The following is an 18,730-nucleotide window of genomic DNA, read 5'->3' as shown; positions in this document are numbered from 1 at the left end:
TTTGGAAATAGACAACATGACAATGCAGCAGAACACTTCGTCCAAAGCTTCCGCCTCAGCCGAGGCGGGCAACGTGGCGAGCAAAAACGCGCTGACTACCGGCGTTGTAAAGGCCCTTGTGACCGACAGTGTCATGCTGGTGAGCACCGAAGAAAACGAACAGGTCGAGGCGATCCGCGCCGCCGGTTGCCTTCTTGCGCCTGCGATCGGCGATACCGTGGCGCTCTTCATAGCCGGCGGTAATGCGCATATCCTTTCCGTCCTTGAACGCTCGGCTGAATACCCTGCCCGGATTTCAGTTCCCGGTGCAGACGACGTTGAGATCACCGCCGCAAATCTGAGGCTTCAGGGCAAGGCGCAGGTTGTGGTGCAGTCGCCTGTCATTGCTCTTTCCGCCCGCAGGCTGAACTCCATCGTTGAAACGGCATCGCAGACGGCGCAGAAATTCGTCTTGAACGCCGCAAGGGTGATCGAAAGCGTCAGCGACAAGATAACATCTGCCGGAACGATGACCACAACGGTCCAGACCCGTACAACCAGGGTCAAAGGCGTCGACACCCATGATGCAGGTTCGCTGATCCAAAAGGTAGAGGACGTTGCCTCGCATCGAAGCGACGTCACTTTGATGACCGCAAAGAACGACGTCAGGATCGAGGCAGAAAGGGTCAGCGTCAGCTGACATCACTGCATTCACCCACTGGATTGAAATCTTTGCCGGGTCTGGTTCATGTTGACAATTGAAGAGCGCCTCGAGGCTGCCAGGGTACACCTTGAGGAACGCCGGCACGAGAATGCCGCGCTGATTTTCGAGAGTATTCTGGACGCGGCACCCCACAACCTTTCTGCGACAACCGGCCTCGCAGCGCTCAAAATGGCGGAAGGAGATCTCGACACCGCGGAGCAGTTACTCACTTCCGCGCTTTCGCGAGGCCAGATCGAAGCCGATCTTCTTGCTCTTGCAGCAAAAGTGGCGCTGCTCAGAGGCAACAAAGAAAAGGCACTCGAATTTGCCGATAAGGCCTTGAGTCTTGAGGACATGCATGTCGATGCGAGTCTCCTGCGGATCAACCTTTTGCTTCAAGACGGAAAGTTGCGCGAGGCAGAACCAGCCCTGCAAAGACTATGTAAAGCGCATCCGGACAATCCAAGCGCGGCCGCGATGTCGGTTATGCTCCTCACGGAAATGGGCGACTTCCGGCAGGCCCTTGATCTTGCCCAGGACAGTTTGACGAAAACATCCAACAGCGAAGAAATCGAGGCGGCGATGGGCCACTGCCTGTCGCGGCTCGGCGATCATGAAAAAGCGCTTGGCTATCTTGAAAGCGCACATTTGAAAGATCCGACAAATCCGCTTTATGCGCTGTCGCTCGCGAAATCCTTGCTCGAAACCGGACAGACCACCGAAGCGCTCAGGGTGGCCAAGCGCGCGACCGTCCGGTTTCCCGAGCTTTTGCCAGCCTGGCTGATTTACGTTGAAATCATGATCAGGCGCGGCGAAACAATGACTGCCCTGCGCGAATTCACGCCGGTTGTCCAGCGGGCCCAGGATCGCCTGGATGCAAGCCTGCACCTTGCGCAAGCCTATAGGCTGGCAGGTTATCCCGAAAAATCCCTCGAGGTGCTCAAGCCGATCCTTGCCCAACTTGCAAAACTTCCGCAGGACAAAGCCCCGAAATTGGCGGCAATCGCGCGGGAGTGTTTCCTTGCAACCGGACATCCCGAGCGCGTCGGCGAAACTTTCGGGCTGGAAGATGACCCTCTTGCCGGAAAGTCGGAAGCCGTCGATCTTTTGTCGGAAGATCTTGTGATCGTCATACCACCCGACCAATCAAATCTTGAACTGGTTCCGCTGATGCGGTTTCTGCCAAAGGCAGACAAGCGAAGCGTGCCGTTGAAGATTATCGGTCCGTCAACCTCACGCCAACTGGCCCACGTTTTCGGCGCTTTCAACTATCTTTCCGGTGATCTTGCAGCAGAGGACGCGGACGCAGACCTGCCGAAGGAAGCCCGTTTCCTGCCATTGCCGCTTGTCATGGGACTGCCGGGGGCGGTCGATGCACGAAACCTGTTTTCCGAGCCCTACGCAAAGGTTCTTCCCGATCGGAAAACCACGTGGCGGCGTTCCCTCGCCGACATCTGCGGGCCGCGTGTTGCGATGTGCTGGGACTCGTCACGGCCCGGCATGCTGCTTCAAGATTTCCGGCACCTGTTTCAGTTCTCCGGATGCAGTCTCGTGAGCGCGACCTGGGATGCGGCGCGCAAGCAATTGCAGAACGAAGACGAGATTATCGACGCCGGTGCCCACTTCAGAGATATGCATGACCTTGCGGCGCTTTTGAATGAGTGTGACATCATCATCGGGCCAGACAGCATTCCGCTGCATATTGCCGGAAGTCTCGGGAAACCCGGCATCGTCTTGCTCAACCCGGCGCACCCCTGGTACTGGCACAGTGTTGACAGGCTGTCGACCTGGTATCCGAGCATCAGGGTCATCAAAACCAAACGCTTCGGACACTGGATGGAAACGCTTCCCGAAGTCACCGCCGAGGTTAACCAGGTCATCCAGGGAATTCTGGCCACACCGAGTTCCTGAGCAAGCAAGTCATTGAAGATATGGCTGCCGTTCAGGCGACGGTTCCCGGCGCGGGTTGCCGCCGGGAAGATTTGGACTTTGCCTTAACGTGCCGAGATGATGTTGTGCTCGGGCCCAAACGGGAAGCCGGTAATGTTTTCCGCTCCCTCCTCATTCACGATCAGAATGTCGTGCTCGCGGTAACCGCCGGCGCCGGGAACGCCGTCAGGAAGCATGATCATGGGCTCCATGGAAACGACCATGCCCGGCTGCAGCACCGTCTCGACATCCTCACGCAGTTCCACCGACGCTTCGCGGCCATAGTAATGACTGAGAACACCGAAGGAGTGTCCGTAGCCGAAGCTGCGGTACTTCAGCAGATCGTGGCTGCGATATATGTCGTTGAGCTCAGTCGCGATGTCGCAGCAGCGGGCACCCGGTTTGATCAGTTTCAACCCTTCCCGGTGGACATGGCAGTTGATTTCCCAAAGGCGCAGGTGCTCGTCCGAGGCGTGTTCGCAAAAGAGCGTGCGTTCCAGCGCGGTGTAATAGCCGAAGATCATCGGGAAACAATTGAGGCTGAGGATATCGCCAGCCTCGATCACCTTGTTGGTGACGGGATTGTGCGCCCCATCCGTATTGATGCCCGACTGGAACCAGGTCCAGGTGTCCATCAGTTCAACAAAGGGGAAGGACTTTGCGATTTCCCGGATCATGGCATTTGTCGAGGCGATGGCAACCTCGTGTTCAGTCACGCCGGCCTGGACCGCGTCGGCGACAGCTGCGCCACCGACATCGCAGATGCGAGCACCCTCGCGAATCAGGACATGTTCTTCCGCGCTCTTGATCGTCCGCTGGGTCATGGCGTCGGCGGCCACATCAACGAATTCGACGCCCGGAAGAGCAGCCTCCAGCAACTTCAGCAGATCCAGTGAAACGTGATCGAACTCGATACCAACGCGCTTGACCGAAGGATTGGGCAATCCAAGCAATGTCTGAATGGCGTGGAAGTAGTTGTCCCGGCGCCAGTCCGTGTAGATCACTGTATCACCGTGGGTCCGGCGCCAGGGCTGGCCGCCGTCGATACCGGCGGCAACAGTCGTCGCCTTTTCCTGTGTGACCACCAGACCGTATTTCCGGCCGAAATAGCAATAGAGAAAGCCGGAGTAGTAACAGATGTTGTGGTAGGAGGTCATGAGGCACGCATCGATCCCGCGCTCCGCCATCAACTTGCGCAGATTGCTCTGCCTCCGATCCATTTCTTCAGGTGAAAAAGGCGAATATGACTTCTCGCCATTGTTCATTTCGTAGATGCGGATCATGTCGTCGCTCATGGGTGCTCTCCTTTCCCCGATGCGATCCTGTTTCCAGTCGAGTGCCAACTGAGGGACCTAAACGCAAAACGGGCCGGTTTCCTTTGAAAGAAACCGGCCCGCCAGGCCCAAAACCTCAATTGTCTTGCTACCGGGAGGCTTCTACCTCCGCCCGGTGACTGGCGTTCCGCCACCGGCACGCTCCGTGAGCAGCAGGGCTGACATCAGCCCGGTGTCAAACCTCTAAGCCTTTCAGAGCGCCGCCGCAAGAGCTCCAGCACCGTCAACAGCGCAATCGATATGGCAACCATCAGCGACGCCACAGCAAGGATCGTCGGAGAGATTTGCTCACGCAGGCCGGTAAACATCTGCCAGGGCAATGTCTTTTGTCCTGCCGACCCAAGGAACAGCACCACGACCACTTCGTCGAACGAAGTGATGAAGGCAAACAGAGCTCCGGAGACGACCCCCGGGATGATCAGCGGCATCTGGACCTTGAAGAAGGTGGTGACCGGGTTGGCGCCGAGACTGGCGGCCGCGCGTGTCAGGCTGCGATCAAATCCCACAAGCGTCGCGGTCACCGTGATAATCACGAATGGCGTACCGAGCGCGGCATGCGCCAGCACGACGCCGATATAAGTGCCCTGCAAACCGATGCGGGAATAGAAAAAGTACATGCCGGCGGCTGAAATGATCAGCGGTACGATCATCGGCGATATCAGGATTGCCATGATGGCCGACTTATAGGGCACATGGGATTGGGACAGGCCGATGGCCGCCAAGGTCCCCAGAGCGGTCGCGACGATGGTTGCCACGGGTGCGATCAGCACTGAGTTGGTCAGGGCCTGTTGCCAATCCGGGTTGGTAAAGAAGTCGTTGTAGTGCTTGAAGGAATAGCCCGCCGGATTGAAGGACAGCATCTCCTTCGTGAAGGTGAAGAAATCCTGCGCATTGAAGCTCAGTGGCAGGATTACCAGGATCGGGAAGATCAGAAAGAAGAAGATCAGGCCACAGATCACCCTGAACGTGTAGTACCACGTTCTTTGGATCGGGGACGCATAAGGTGGTAGTGCGCTCATGTCGTCCCCCTATCCGAGCTTCACGTTGTCGATGCCGACAATCTTGTCATAGACAACAAACAGCAGGAGCACCGCCACAAGAAGCAGGGTTCCGAGCGCTGCCGCCAGACCCCAGTTAAGCGATGACGAAATGTGGTAGGCGATCCGGTTGGAGATAAAGATACCGGACGTGCCGCCGACAAGCTCCGGCGTGATGTAGTATCCGATCGACAATATGAACACCAAAATAGCGCCGGCACCGATGCCCGGAACGGATTGCGGGAAATAGACGCGCCAGAAGGCTGTCCAGTCATTGGCTCCAAGGCTCTTTGCCGCCCGGACGTAGCTCGGCGAAATGGTTTTCATCACGGAGTAGAGCGGCAGGATCATGAATGGCAGCAGGATGTGCGTCATGGCGATGATCGTGCCCGTCTGGTTGTTGATCATTACAAGACGACCGGCATCGTCAATCAGCCTTGTCCAGACCAGGAAGTCATTGATGACACCTTGTTGCTGCAGCAGCACCTTCCAGGCAGATGTTCGCACAAGAAGACTGGTCCAGAAGGGCAGCAACACCAGGATCATCAGCAGGTTGGATGTGCGCAGCGGGAGCGATGCGAGCAAGAAGGCAATCGGATACCCGAGAATAAGGCAAGAGACGGTAATCACGATGGACAGGAACAACGTGCGCCCGAAGAGGAACATGTAAATACGATCGTCCTCGTCCTTCATCCGGGCGCCTTCCGGCGTCAATTCGGCATCGACCGCATTGAGATAGTAACCAGGCGTGATGGTGGGCGAATATTGTTTCAGGACCTGCCAGACTTCGACTTCACCCCATTTCTTGTCGGCAGCAATGAACTGCTCCTTGAAGGGCGTATCTTCATCCATGCGCTTGATGCGGCGTCCGGTCTTTCGGAACAGGCTGGAAATGCCGCTTTGTTCGTAATTCAGCCGGGATCCAAGGCGCGTGTGCGTTTTTTCATCGACGGCAACAACAAGATCTTCATAGAGCGCCACATAAACCGGTTCACCGGGTGTCTCACCGGTAGACTGGTCCCATTCCTGAAGCGCGACAACGGTCTTGGGAAGTGTTTCGGAAACAATACCGTTTTCGACAGAGCGGAACAGCATGTCCACGATCGGAGCGACGAACGTCACAACAACGAAAAACAGCAACGGCGCTATCAACATCAAAGCTCTGAGCTTCTCTCGTCGAAGGGCGGAGCGTAACGCCGCCTTGAGCGGCTTTCCGTCCTGTGTCGTCAACGCTTCCGCGGTCTCTGGCGTCGTCATAAAATCACTTCTTCTTAAAACAAAAAGTCCGGGCAGGAAGATCCTGCCCGGATGCGCAATGGCGTCTTATTTCGCGAGCCAGGCCTGGAACTGGGCGTCCAGGTCATCGCGATAGTCTGCCCACCATTCGTAGTTGTTAACGAAGGTGTTTTCTGCGTTGTTCGGATCGGTCGGCATGTGCGGGGCCATCTCGATGCCGAGCGTCTCATGCGTGCTCACAAGCGGAGCGGAAGACGCACGAGCCGGGCCGTAAGAGATGAATTTGGCCTGATCCGCCAGACGCTGCGTATCCGTCGCATAGTTGACGAGTTTGCTGACGGCCGCAAGGCGATCTTCCGGCAGACCGGCCGGAATGATCCAGCCGTCAAGGTCAAACATCTGCCAGTCCCATGCCATGCCGACAGGCTGTTTCTGCTCTTCAATCAGGGAGAACAGACGGCCGTTGTAGGCTGATCCCATGAAGATCTCGCCATCGGCAAGCAACTGGACCGGTTCAGCCGATGCACTCCACCAGATGGTCTCGTCCTTGATGGTATCGAGCTTTGCAAATGCCCGTGCGACGCCTTCTTCGGTCTCAAGCGTTGAATAGACATCCTCATAAGGAACACCGTCGCAGAGCAGTGCCCATTCCATGTTGGCGATCGGCTGCTTGTTCAGCGCGCGCTTGCCCGGATATTTTTCGAGGTCAAACACGTCACATGCGCTCGTCGGCGGCTCTACGCCATCCGGCACCTTGTCCGTGCGGTAGCCGAATGTGGTCGAGAAGACGATTTGCGGGATAAAGCAATCCGAAACGATCATGTCGCCAAAATCGTCAGATGCCGATGTTCCATCCGGCGCTGCGGCCAGGAGCTGGTCGTGGTCAACTTCCATCGCCAGGCCTTCGTCACAAAGACGGATGGCGTCGGCAGCTTCCACGTCAACCAGGTCCCAAGTGATGTTGCCCGCTTCGTTCATGGCGCGCAGCTTTGCAACCGCTTCCGGAGACGACTCATCCCAGATCACCGTAACATCCGGGTTTTCCGCCATGTAGGGATCGGTATAGGCATTTTTCTGGGATGCCTGATAAGCACCACCCCAGGAAACAAGCGTCAGGTCGATGGCAAGCGCCGAGCTGCCGGTGAATGCCAAGGCCGTACCGGCCAGAATTAATGTCTTGAGCTTCATGTAAGCTAGCTCCCTCTTTTAGGATTTAACGGATTTGTTCCGTCGTTGTCGCAAGCAGACATTTCCATCCGCCTCACGAATTTAGGCAACCGCGTCGAGCGCTTTGCAGTCATTCAGTGCCCAGCCGACCTGAACAGTTTCACCGACATGCAATTTACGCTTCTCTCCGCGATTACGAACTTTGACGATAAACTCGTCATTGCCAGCCACGTTCATCCGAACGCGGATATGGTCTCCTAAATAGATCAGTTCCTCGATCCTGCCATCGACCCGGTTGTCCATGGATTCGAGCGTGTCGAACTCCACGCGTTCTGGACGCAGGGACAAGGTTGTCCTGTCACCAACAGCTGACACATTGACCCTGTCAGCCTTGAGCTGGGTACCATCATCGAGTTCGACGTGGCACTCTTCCCCCTCGATCCCGATGACCTTGCCGTTCAACTTGTTGTTTTCACCGATAAATTGCGCCACGAACGAGTTTTGCGGGTCCTCATAGAGATCGTCGGGTGTCGACAATTGCTGGATGACGCCGTCATTGAACACGGCAACACGGTCCGACATCGTCAGCGCTTCGGTCTGGTCGTGGGTCACATACACGACCGTAACGCCCAGATTCTCGTGGATGTGCTTGATTTCATACTGCATCTGCTCGCGCAGCTGCTTGTCGAGAGCGCCAAGAGGTTCGTCCATCAGGACGAGTTCTGGATCGAAAACCAAGGCCCGTGCCACTGCCACGCGCTGTTGCTGACCACCGGACAATTGCGCAGGACGGCGGTTTCCAAAGGCTCCAAGCTCAACCATATCGAGCGCGCGCTGCACCTTTTCCTGCTGCTCGGCCTTGGAGATATTCCTGACCTGCAGCGGAAACGCGAGGTTTTCCGCCACCGACATGTGCGGAAACAGCGCATAATTCTGAAAAACCATACCGATGCCCCGCTTATGTGGCGGAACATTGTTGATCGGTCGGTCGTTCAGATAGATTTCACCGTGCGTTGCGGGTTCAAAACCGGCCAGCATCATGAGACACGTGGTCTTGCCGGAACCGGAGGGCCCGAGCATTGTCAGAAATTCGCCGGGTGGAATGTCGAGATTGAGGTTTTTTACGACCAGGGATTCCCCGTCATAGCTCTTTTGAACGCTGTCATACTTAACAGCAGCGCCCCTTGCATTCGCCATATTGTCCCCAAATCCGGTTCTATCGTTATTATGGATCGCACAACGAATACATTGGGAGGCAAGCATCTTCCCTCATATAAATGCTGAAGCGATCGACGCTAGAAAAACAAAAAAGATGCATCTTTGAAAGGGGCTAGTGAAAAAAAATGGATATTTTTTATTCACGACCCGACTGAATATTTTGCATTGCGAAATACTTGGGAAAAATCCACTCAATCACGCCGCTTCAGAGGAATGAATATCTTCATTTCAGGTCGTGACTCATGAAACCACAATTCGTGATTTACAGCTTATAGTAAGAAAGTATGAGTGGAAGCATCTTCAACCGGATGCTCTCGTTCGGAGCGTATCTTGACGGACCTCTGGAAGATGCGACACATGGGTCTCACGCTTTGACAGATCACGTTCTTGCGGCGATTGACTGCTTGGCCATCTAACGTTTTTCCGACGCTGAATTTGCGTCTTCAACAAAGAGATACACGTTGTCAGAACCTGCGAAAAACGAGCCTCTTTTCCTGACAACAAAGGAAGTAGCGGACCTGCTGCGGGTGAAGGAACGCAAAGTTTATGATCTTGCTGCCGCTGATGAAATCCCTCACAGGCGCATAACCGGAAAGCTTCTGTTTCCCGCGCAGGCAATCCGATCTTGGATCAACGGGACAGAAGACAAGTTGGCAGCCGACAGACCCAACGTTCTGAGCGGGTCCCACGATCCGCTGCTCGACTGGGCGATCCGCGCGTCCGGTTGTGGACTGGCAACGCTCTGCAACGGCAGCCGGGACGGACTGGCGCAGTTTCAAACTGGAACGGCACTGGCGGCCGGCCTGCACCTTCCGGAAGAAAACGGCTGGAATGTTGACACCGTCAGCAATGCCGGTCTGACCAATTGTGTTCTGATCAACTGGGCCACTCGCAAACGCGGATTGCTTCTTTCGGCAGATGCTGCGGCCTCAGTGACTGCCATCTCGGATCTGAAGGGGCGCCGCGTCGCGTTGCGTCAACCAGGTGCCGGAGCCGCACTGCTGTTTGCGAAGCTGCTCAACGAGGCAGGCCTTACCCACAACGACCTGAATACAAGCAAAGACTATGCGCACACCGAAAGCGATGCCGCCGCCGCTGTCGCTGCTGGCGACGTAGATGCATCGCTTGGGATCGAAGCCATGGCAAAACAGTTCAACCTTTCATTCCTGCCCCTGACAAATGAAAGCTACGACATTCTGATTGATCGCAAATCCTATTTCTCAGATCCGGTACAACACCTGCTCGACTTTGCCAGAACATCAGGCCTCCGTGAAAAGGCCGAGAGCCTTGGCGGCTACGATCTGTCGGCAATCGGGTCGGTTCGCTGGGTATCTGCCTGATCCAAAACAGGACGAAAGTTGTGAGTGACATAAGACCACATGAAATCATGGTTCCGGTGAGCGAACCGGACGATGCACGCCTTTATTTCATTGGCCGCATTCATACCCCCTGGAGCGAGCGAAAGGACTGCCCGCGCCAAGGAAAACAGGATGGGCCTGAGTGCCGTGTCGAGATCTTTGAGCCCTGGGTCCCGGCCCTTCAGGGCATCGAAAGCTACGAACACATCGAAATTCTCTACTGGCTGGATCGTTCGCGCCGGGACCTCGTTGTGCAAAACCCCGGTCACAGCGACAAGACATTTGGAACGTTCGCGCTGCGCTCGCCTGTTCGGCCGAACCCGATTGGAACCGTCGGCGCCAAACTCTTGAGGGTGGAGGGACCTAACCTGTTCGTCCGCGGCCTGGACTGTCTTGACGGCACACCGCTTGTCGATCTCAAGCCGGACCGCTGCGCGTTCACGCCCAAGGCCACCCCCAAAAATTGAACTCGAAGACTGCAGGAACGGCTTCTGCCTTTGTCCTTTCGTCAGCTTGACAAGCGCGTGGCGGAAATGAACATTCCGGCGCAATACCGCTCCGTCCGAGCGGCTTCTGGAGGAAATCATGCAATCAGGATCACAGACCGGCACCACCGGCATCAACGACGTTGTGTCAATTGAGCGGCAGGGTCCTATTGCACTCGTCATCTTGAACAATCCGCCCGTGAACGCCGCTTCGCACGCTGTGCGTTCCGGGATATGGAAGGCCATTGAAACGCTCGCAAGCGATGCGGACGTATGGGTCATCGCACTCTATGGCGAGGGCCGCACCTTCATTGCCGGTGCAGATATCCGGGAATTCGGCAAGCCGCCGCAGAATCCGTGGCTGCCGGACCTGTGCAATTTCATCGAGGATTGCAAAACGCCGATCGTCTGCGTCCTCCACGGCACGACGCTCGGTGGCGGCTTCGAAGTGGCACTCGCCAGCCACGTGCGTGCTGCCCTTCCCGGCACCAGGATCGGCCTGCCGGAAGTTACCCTTGGCATCCTGCCGGGTGCCGGTGGCACGCAGCGCGCACCCCGGCTAGCGGGCATGCGCGCTTCGCTTGACCTCATCACAAGCGGCAAACCGATATCCGCTGACCAGGCAATCGAAATAGGGCTTGTCGACCGGATCGAGAAGGGCGCTCCCCGGGACGTTGCCGTGAAGGTTGCCCAGGACGTTCTCGACGGTCGGCAGGGAACCCGGCGGACATACGATCTCGACGTAGACACCGATCCGGCTGCGTTGACGGCAATGCGGGACAAGCTTGCAAAAACCCAGCCTCTCCTGTTTTCCCCCCACAAATGTGTCGACGCCGTTGAAGCCAGCCCCCTTGCGCGCGACGAAGGCTTGAAGGAAGAACGCCGCCTTTTCAACGAATGCATGGAAAGTCCGCAGCGTGCAGGCCTCATCCATGCCTTTTTCGCCGAGCGTGCGGTTGCAAAGATCCCAGAGGCGACCGCGACGCCGCGCGCAATCGCGAAAATCGGCGTCATCGGCGGCGGCACGATGGGCTCGGGCATTGCGACCGCATGCCTGCTCTCCGGTTTTGCCGTAACGATGACGGAGCGGGATCAGGCCGGACTTGATCGCGGGATCTCGACAATCGGCGCCAATCTCGAGGGAGCCGTCAAGCGCGGCAAGCTGAGTGAAGACGCACGCGACAATATCCTGACAGACAAGCTGTCGACGGCGACGGATCTCGGCGCGCTTTCGGACGCCGACATCATCATCGAAGCCGTGTTCGAAGACATGGGTGTCAAACGGGATATTTTCGAGACGCTGGACAAGGTCGCGAAACCCGGAGCGGTCCTTGCGTCCAACACGTCCTATCTCGATATCGACCAGATTGCTGCCGTGACCAGAAGGCCGGAGGACGTGGTCGGGCTCCACTTCTTTTCACCTGCTCATATCATGCGGCTCATGGAAATCGTCGTTGCCGGAAAAACCAGCCCCGATGCGGTCGCCACCGGCTTTGCCCTTGCCAAGAAGCTCAAGAAAATCGCGGTGCGTTCCGGTGTCTGCGACGGCTTTATCGGCAACCGCATCATGACCTTCTACAAGAAGGCGGCCGACTACATGATGATGGACGGCGCATCGCCGGAGGAGATCGACACGGCCATCACCGGGTTCGGCTTTGCCATGGGGCCATATCAGGTTGCCGATCTCGCCGGTCTCGACATCAGCTGGGCAGCGAACAAGCGCCGCGCGGCAACGCGTCCGGCAGCGGAGCGCTACATTCCGATTGCCGACGAGATCTGCGAAAAGGGCTGGTTCGGCCGCAAGACCGGGCAAGGGTTTTATATCTACGATGCGGATGGTACGCGCCCGAACCCGGCAGCGCTCGAGATCATTGATGCGGAGCGTGCAAAGGCGGGTGTTTCACCGCGTACTTTTTCACCGGATGAAATCGTAAGCCGGTTCGTGACGGCAATGATCCTCGAAGCAACCCGTGTTCTGGAAGAAGGCATCGCGCTGCGGCCCGTCGATATCGACGCGGTGTTCCTGTTCGGCTACGGCTTCCCGCGTTTCCGCGGCGGGCCCATGCACACGGCCGACCAGATCGGCACGGCGGAGCTGGTACGGCGGATCGAAACCTATTCGCAGGAAGACAGCACCTACTGGCAGGTTCCGGCCCTGCTGCGCAAACTCGCCGAAGGCGGTGGTACGTTTGCGGCGATGAATGAGAGCTGAGGCGTCAAGCCTGGTTCTTCTTGAAGCCGAGCTTTGCTTACGCAGCGTTTTGCAGGCATGATGGACCTCTTCATATATTTTCGAGGTGCATCATGGCCAAATTCCTGCGTCTTCGCAGCGGCGTCGCGCCGCTTATTTTGATTGTTTCCCTGGCTCTGCCGTTTAGCGCGGCGGCGCAAAGCACTTATCTCAACAACAAGAGTACGTACGACCTCGCCTGGAAAATGCTGAGTGCCGAGATTGGCGACAGCGATCTATTGTGGCTGAGGGTCGAGCCTGAGAGTTTTTCGGTCATCGCTGCAACCGGTCAGAACGGAGAAGAATTCAATCTCTGGTCTGTGCGGCGCAACAGCCGCGATCCGGGTTCCGTAGACGAACTCCACGGTCCGATGCATATCGCTGATGGTCCCAAGTTCATCATTCCACCGGAGCGCTTCAGTCAGGCGGAGCTGCAGATCTCCAAGTTGTGGTCCATTTTGAGCGCCGCGCCCGAGAACCTGCCGACCCAAAAACCTGGCATGGTGACAGCAGCTGCCGCGTCGCGCGGTCCGGTTCTGGGCAAAGCAGACTGGCCCGTGAAGTGGAACATATCGATCAGAAGCGACCGCGAACACGGCCAGGTCTCTGCCTTGGCCGATGGGCAGTTTGACGGTGCCGACATAAGCCACACGGATCGTGGCCGTTCAATGAACCTGCAAACCCAATCAGACTGGCCTTTCGATTTTGCAGAAAGCCGCTTTGCCGATGTTATCGGTACGGGTGAACATGTGTTTGCGATCAAGGTCCTCACCCATGGTGTTGAAATCGATGCCGTGTCGCCCGCCGACGCTGGAAGCATTCAGGACTACCGCTGGAACGGCGGAAGCTTTCGGCGCGGGATCGGCGGCAAACCGGCGTCGATGTACACCTTGACGGGCCGCAGTCAGCCTTTTTCCATCACGAAAAGCGGCCTCGCCCGCCTGCCGCAGATCCTCAAAGCCGCGCGCGCCGAAGCGCCTGCCGGCTGGAAGCGGATAGATGACATCGAAGCAACCAGACCGCCACCGGCCGGCCAGGAGTCCGGCGTGCTTTGGGAAATCAAATTCGAAAGCGCGACCAGCGGACGTGAAAAAGTCGTGGTGCGCGTGCGTCCCGATGCCAGCATCTACTCGGTGTCGCTGCCGGAAAGCCTCCGGGCATTCGACAGCTATCTGTCAATCCAGGGCATGTCGGAGGCATTCGTGCAGTTCCAGGCAACGCTTGGTACAGACGCCAAATTCTTTGAGATGATCTTTCGCGAAGACCGGGCCAGTATCGTATTGCCCGATCCCCAGTCACCCGGCAACGTGGTCGAATACACTCTTGGAAACAGCGGCGTGTCGCGCGGTTTTTCCCGGCCACGGATCATGGAAAACGACGCCGATCTGATCACCTTCACGCAAGCAGCCGGATTTCATCACCAGCTCATTACCGATGTTCCGGAAATGCTGGTGAAGGCGTTCAAGACAGAAAATGCTGAAGTGTTCCTGATCAAGCTTTGGAACGGCGCACCGTTTTACAAAGACCCAAACGGCGCCCTGTTCCTGCAGATGCGTGTCGGGGTTCCGCCGCAACACAGTAACAGCGGTCACGCAGTGTTCCGGTTTGATGGCGAATATGTCGACGGTGGCCGTTAGGGCGTTGGGATGTCTGAGGCAGTCTGAACGGCTCCAGCGCGATGGGCACGCTCAGCATGTTTGGGACGATTGCGCGGCGAATTGGACGTTGCGCAAAAAGCCAGGCTCTTGAAGTACCAAGCGCGGCCATGCCGGACGTCGGATTGTGACGCCTCAGCAAACGACCCGTCCCTTGAGGCACGAGTTTTCCCGGTTGTCATCCCGGTTTGGCGTTTATCGCCGAGACCGTGATCCAGGAAACCGAAGTCTTTCGGTCCGCTTGCGAACATTTTTGGTTACTGGTTCCCGGGTCTTCGCTACGCTTCGCCCGGGATGACAAAATCGGATGAAAGTGGCGTCCCGGACCCGGTTAGGATTGAATTGTAACCCAATCCTCAAATCCCGGATCCTAGGAGCGCTACGTCCGGGACGCGGCTGGAAACACCTTAGACTTTGTAAGCCGCCTTCAACCCACCTGCCGCGTACTCAGGAACGCTCGCGCCAAGCCTGAACCCCAATTCGGGATTGGACGCGTTGCCGTCCAGAGCGCGTTTCTTGACGCCCTGAAGGATCGCGCCCATGCGGAAAAAGGCGAAGGCGAGGTAGAAGCCGAATCCCGGAATACCGGAGAGGTCCATCCGCGCACAATAGGCATCGATGAAGGCCTGGTCCGCCGGAATGCCAAGCGGAGCCCGATCGACGCCCGCAAGCCCGCGTCCTTCTTCACCGGGAGGCCGTTGCCACTGCATGACAAGCGCTGCGAGATCCGCGAAGGGATGACCGATCGTGGAAAGTTCCCAGTCCAGAACGGCCACACAGTCAGAACCATTTTCCGCGAAAAGCAGATTGTCGATCCGGTAGTCACCATGCACCAGCGTCCGGCGGCCATCATCTTCGGGCACGTTCCTGTCGAGCCAGTCGATCAGTTCGTCCATTGCAGCAATCGTACCGGTCTCGCTTGCCCGGTACTGTTTTGTCCACCGGTCGATCTGACGCCTGAAGTAGTTGCCCTGCGGCCCGAAGTCCGAAAGGCCACGTGCTTCAAGGTCAATTCGGTGGATCGCAGCGAGAACCCGATTCATATCGGCGTAGATACCCGCACGCACAGATGTGTCCAGACCCGGAAGTCTCGGGTCGTCGAAGTTTCGGCCACGCACCAGCTCCATGACATAGAATGCCGAACCGATGACGTCTTCGTCCTCACACAAAACGTGCATTCGCGCGACCGGAACATCCGAGCCCGCCAGCGCGTTCTGAACCCGGAATTCGCGCTCGACCGCATGCGCGGATTTCAACAGGACACCAGGTGGTTTGCGGCGCAGGACATACTCGCCTGAGGCCGATTTCAAGCGGAACGTCGGGTTGGACTGACCCCGGTTGAACTTTTCCGCCTGGACCGGACCTGCGAAACCCGCAAGCTTTTCCTCCAGCCAGCTGCCGAGACGCTCAAGATCGAGATCGGGGGTGCTAACGGTCATAGCCGAGACGACCTCGTGTTTGGCAAGGGCCGTAAGACCCCAACACGAAAGGCGCAATCGAAAACACCAACCTCATCTTGAGGAGCTTGCCGAAGGCGAGCGTCTCGAAGGATGGGCCACTTGCTCATGTACCTGCCGCCCATCCTTCGAGACAGCGCCATGCGCTTCCTCAGGATGAGGTTGGTGTGGACGTAGCTAAGGTGTCCCTTCCAATTTTGAAACCCGGGCAAAACGGCCATCGTCAGACCTTGTCGTTTGTATATTTCCTCAGCTCCGTGCGGGCGACCTGGCGGCGGTGCACGGCGTCGGGCCCGTCTGCAAAACGAAGCGTTCTCAAGTGGGTCCACATGGCTGCCAGCGGGAAGTCCTGACTGATGCCGGCAGCACCATGAACCTGCATGGCCTCGTCAACGACCTTCAATGCCGTCAGCGGTGCGACGACCTTGATCTTGCTGATCCAGGGTTGGGCCGCACGCGTTCCCTGTGTGTCCATCATCCACGCCGCCTTGAGACAGAGCAGGCGTGCCATCTCGATTTCCATGCGCGCGTCGGCGATGATGTCATAGTTGGCGCCGAGATCCGTCAGCTTCTTGCCGAACGCCTCGCGTTGCATGGCGCGCCTGCACAAAAGCTCCAACGCCATCTCGGCCTGTCCGATCGCCCGCATGCAATGATGAATGCGGCCGGGACCGAGGCGTCCCTGCGCCACCTCAAAGCCACGCCCTTCACCCAGCACCAGATCTTCCGCCGGCACGCGGACATTGGTGAAGCGGATATGCATGTGGCCATGCGGCGCATCGTCCGCGCCGAATACCTGCATGGGCCGCAGAACTTCGATGCCGCTCGCATCGCTTGGAACGAGAAACATGGAGTGGCGGCTGTGCTTGTGCGCCGAAGGGTCGGTCGCGGCCATGACGATATAGAGCTTGCAGCGCGGATCACCGGCACCGGTCGCCCACCATTTCTCGCCATTGAGAACCCACTCGTCCCCCTCCCTCACCGCTTCAAGGGATATGTTGGTTGCATCGGAGGAAGCGACTTCAGGCTCGCTCATCAGATAGGCGGAACGAATGGTTCCTTCCAGCAGAGGCTTCAGCCAGCGCTCCTTGTGTTTGCCGATGCCATAGCGCTCCAGGACTTCCATGTTGCCGGTGTCAGGCGCATTGCAATTGAACACTTCGGCGGCAATCCCGACCTTGCCCATTTCCTCGGCAAGATAGGCGTATTCGACCGTCGTCAGTCCGAAGCCCCGCTCACTGTCGGTCAGCCAGAAGTTCCAAAGGCCGCGTTCCTTTGCCTTCGCCTTGAGCTCTTCCAATATGTCCAGCTGGCGCTGCGTATGTTGAAACCGGTCACCTGACGGGTGTTTTCCAACCTCGTGGTGGAACTCGGCGTCCAGGGGCGCAATCTCGGTTTCGACCATCTGGCGAACCTGCTCGATGAGCGGCTTCACCCGGTCGGTTATGCCCAGATCCATGACGACTCCTTACAAGTTTTCTTTCAGACGCAGACACGCATCCAGGTATTCGCGCTCAAGGCGATCCACCACTGTGGCTGCTGGTCCGACCGACTTGATGGCACCGATCCCCTGACCCGCGCCCCAGATTTCCCGCCACGCTTTCGGCAACGGGCTGTCGTCCGGCATGACACTGACTTCCCAGGTCCCGGGCAGATTGTCCGGATCGAGACCGACCCTGGACAGTGAGCCCTTCAGATAGTTGGCGGGATGTCCGGTAAAGAGTGATGAGGTCAGAACATCTTCCGCACCACCTAAAACCATGAGGTCCTTGTAGGCAGGATCGGCATTGGCTTCGTCAGTTGCCACGAACGGAGAGCCGACATAGCCGAGATCGGCGCCAAGCACACGCGCCGCAAGCAGCGCTTCACCCGTCGAAATTGCCCCGGCAAGAAGCAGGGGACCGTCGAACCACTCGCGGATCTCACGGACAAGGGCGAAGGGGGATTGCGGACCGCCATGCCCGCCCGCACCTGCTGCGACTGCAATCAGACCGTCCGCACCCTTTTCGACTGCTTTTTTCGCGTAGGTGTTGTTGATGACGTCATGGAGCGCGATTCCGCCGCAGGAATGGGCCGCCTCATTGACCTCCACGCGCGCGCCCATCGACGTGATCCAGATCGGCACTTTCCAACGGGCGCAGATGTCAACGTCCCGCTCCAACCGCTCGTTGGAGCGATGGACGATCTGGTTGACGGCAAATGGGGCAGCCGGCCGATCGGGATTGGCCTGGTTGTGCCGGTCGAGTTCTTCCGTGATCGTCTGAAGCCACGTCTCAAGCATCACCGGACCATCCGGCTCGTCGCGCGCGTTGAGCGCCGGGAAACTTCCGATCACGCCGGCCTTGCACTGGGCGATCACAAGTTCGGGGCACGAAACGATGAAAAGCGGCGCCGCTACGGCCGGCAACCGCAATCCCTGCAGGGCAGATGGAAGTGTCCGCGTTTTCAGCATGCTGTCTTTGTCTCCCCGTCTTTTGCGAGGTAGAACCGGTTGAGCCAGTCTGCCTTCAGGGCCGGGCGTGCTTCACCCTCGATTTCGACCGTTGCCTTCCAGAGAATGTCCACGTCGCTTGTGGAAACCTCTCTGACATTTGCCAGAACAAATCGTCCCCGCACCCTGCTGCCGACCCGGACGGGAGACAAAAACCTGATCCGATCGAAACCGTAGTTGATCCCCATCGTCGAATTTTCGATTTGCGGCTGCGCTTCCAATCCCATCGCAGAAAGCAGAGAAAGCGTCAGAAAACCATGCGCGATCGTCCCGCCAAAAGGCGTTTCCGCCGCACGGAGCGGATCAACATGAATGAACTGGTGGTCCTGCGTCACGTCCGCAAAGGAATCTATCCTCGCCTGATCGATCAGAAACCAGGACGAGCATCCGACTTCCTGGCCGGACATTTCCCTTAGCACATCGATCGAAAGGACGCGAGGCGCCTGCGTCA

At 57.6% G+C, this 18,730-nt stretch carries 15 protein-coding genes; 6 read left to right on the top strand and 9 right to left on the bottom strand.

Annotated features, from left to right (window positions below; translation table 11 throughout):
* Positions 1-16 precede the first annotated feature (16 nt).
* Both ABVF61_RS12210 and ABVF61_RS12205 read left to right on the top strand, forming a co-directional pair.
* Positions 17-679, top strand: coding sequence for a DUF3540 domain-containing protein (locus ABVF61_RS12210; RefSeq protein WP_353993831.1), 663 nt, complete (start codon positions 17-19; stop codon positions 677-679).
* Positions 680-727: 48 nt separating this feature from the next.
* Complete coding sequence (locus ABVF61_RS12205) at positions 728-2,593, top strand: tetratricopeptide repeat protein (RefSeq protein ID WP_353993830.1); 1,866 nt, start codon at positions 728-730, stop codon at positions 2,591-2,593.
* A gap of 83 nt (positions 2,594-2,676) precedes the next feature.
* Here ABVF61_RS12205 and ABVF61_RS12200 read toward each other — a convergent pair whose 3' ends face one another.
* From ABVF61_RS12200 to ABVF61_RS12180, 5 genes are all read right to left on the bottom strand, one after another.
* On the bottom strand, positions 2,677-3,906 hold the full coding sequence (locus ABVF61_RS12200) for a M24 family metallopeptidase (protein ID WP_353993829.1): 1,230 nt from the start codon (positions 3,904-3,906) through the stop codon (positions 2,677-2,679).
* Positions 3,907-4,109: 203 nt separating this feature from the next.
* Positions 4,110-4,964 (bottom strand): ABC transporter permease, encoded by an 855-nt coding sequence (locus ABVF61_RS12195; protein WP_353993828.1) that lies wholly within the window; start codon positions 4,962-4,964, stop codon positions 4,110-4,112.
* A 9-nt stretch (positions 4,965-4,973) separates the two neighbouring features.
* Positions 4,974-6,239, bottom strand: coding sequence for an ABC transporter permease (locus tag ABVF61_RS12190; RefSeq protein ID WP_353993827.1), 1,266 nt, complete (start codon positions 6,237-6,239; stop codon positions 4,974-4,976).
* Positions 6,240-6,305: 66 nt separating this feature from the next.
* Positions 6,306-7,406, bottom strand: a complete 1,101-nt coding sequence (locus ABVF61_RS12185) for an extracellular solute-binding protein (protein WP_353993826.1) — start codon at positions 7,404-7,406, stop codon at positions 6,306-6,308.
* Positions 7,407-7,487: 81 nt separating this feature from the next.
* Positions 7,488-8,582 carry an ABC transporter ATP-binding protein gene (locus ABVF61_RS12180; RefSeq protein WP_353993825.1) on the bottom strand — a complete coding sequence of 365 codons (1,095 nt, stop codon included), beginning with the start codon at positions 8,580-8,582 and terminating at the stop codon, positions 7,488-7,490.
* 482 nt (positions 8,583-9,064) lie between these two features.
* Here ABVF61_RS12180 and ABVF61_RS12175 point away from each other — a divergent pair, with 482 nt between their 5' ends.
* From ABVF61_RS12175 to ABVF61_RS12160, 4 genes are all read left to right on the top strand, one after another.
* A complete protein-coding gene (locus ABVF61_RS12175) occupies positions 9,065-9,943 on the top strand; it encodes a substrate-binding domain-containing protein (RefSeq protein WP_353993824.1) in 879 nt (292 codons plus the stop codon).
* Between the two features lie 47 nt (positions 9,944-9,990).
* A complete protein-coding gene (gene tsaA / locus ABVF61_RS12170; RefSeq protein ID WP_353996410.1) occupies positions 9,991-10,428 on the top strand; it encodes a tRNA (N6-threonylcarbamoyladenosine(37)-N6)-methyltransferase TrmO in 438 nt (145 codons plus the stop codon).
* Between the two features lie 118 nt (positions 10,429-10,546).
* Positions 10,547-12,658 (top strand): 3-hydroxyacyl-CoA dehydrogenase NAD-binding domain-containing protein, encoded by a 2,112-nt coding sequence (locus tag ABVF61_RS12165; protein WP_353993823.1) that lies wholly within the window; start codon positions 10,547-10,549, stop codon positions 12,656-12,658.
* A 92-nt stretch (positions 12,659-12,750) separates the two neighbouring features.
* Entirely contained in the window at positions 12,751-14,313 is a 1,563-nt protein-coding gene (locus ABVF61_RS12160; RefSeq protein ID WP_353993822.1) for a hypothetical protein, read from the top strand.
* Between the two features lie 425 nt (positions 14,314-14,738).
* On the opposite strand, the gene ABVF61_RS12155 is transcribed toward ABVF61_RS12160, so the two are convergent.
* The 4 genes from ABVF61_RS12155 to ABVF61_RS12140 form a co-directional block, all read right to left on the bottom strand.
* Entirely contained in the window at positions 14,739-15,770 is a 1,032-nt protein-coding gene (locus tag ABVF61_RS12155) for a phosphotransferase family protein (RefSeq protein WP_353993821.1), read from the bottom strand.
* Between the two features lie 241 nt (positions 15,771-16,011).
* On the bottom strand, positions 16,012-17,247 hold the full coding sequence (locus tag ABVF61_RS12150) for an acyl-CoA dehydrogenase family protein (RefSeq protein WP_353993820.1): 1,236 nt from the start codon (positions 17,245-17,247) through the stop codon (positions 16,012-16,014).
* A gap of 9 nt (positions 17,248-17,256) precedes the next feature.
* Positions 17,257-18,240: an NAD(P)H-dependent flavin oxidoreductase gene (locus ABVF61_RS12145; RefSeq protein ID WP_353993819.1), complete on the bottom strand. Its 984-nt coding sequence runs from the start codon at positions 18,238-18,240 to the stop codon at positions 17,257-17,259.
* Positions 18,234-18,686: a MaoC family dehydratase gene (locus ABVF61_RS12140; RefSeq protein WP_353996409.1), complete on the bottom strand. Its 453-nt coding sequence runs from the start codon at positions 18,684-18,686 to the stop codon at positions 18,234-18,236. Before ABVF61_RS12140 ends, ABVF61_RS12145 begins: the two co-directional genes overlap by 7 nt.
* Between the last annotated feature and the right edge of the window lie 44 nt (positions 18,687-18,730).

This window comes from Roseibium sp. HPY-6 (genome assembly GCF_040530035.1).
Taxonomy (GTDB): domain Bacteria; phylum Pseudomonadota; class Alphaproteobacteria; order Rhizobiales; family Stappiaceae; genus Roseibium.
The sequence above is the reverse complement of the archived record's forward strand: the minus strand, read 5'-3'. Positions and strand labels throughout refer to the sequence as shown.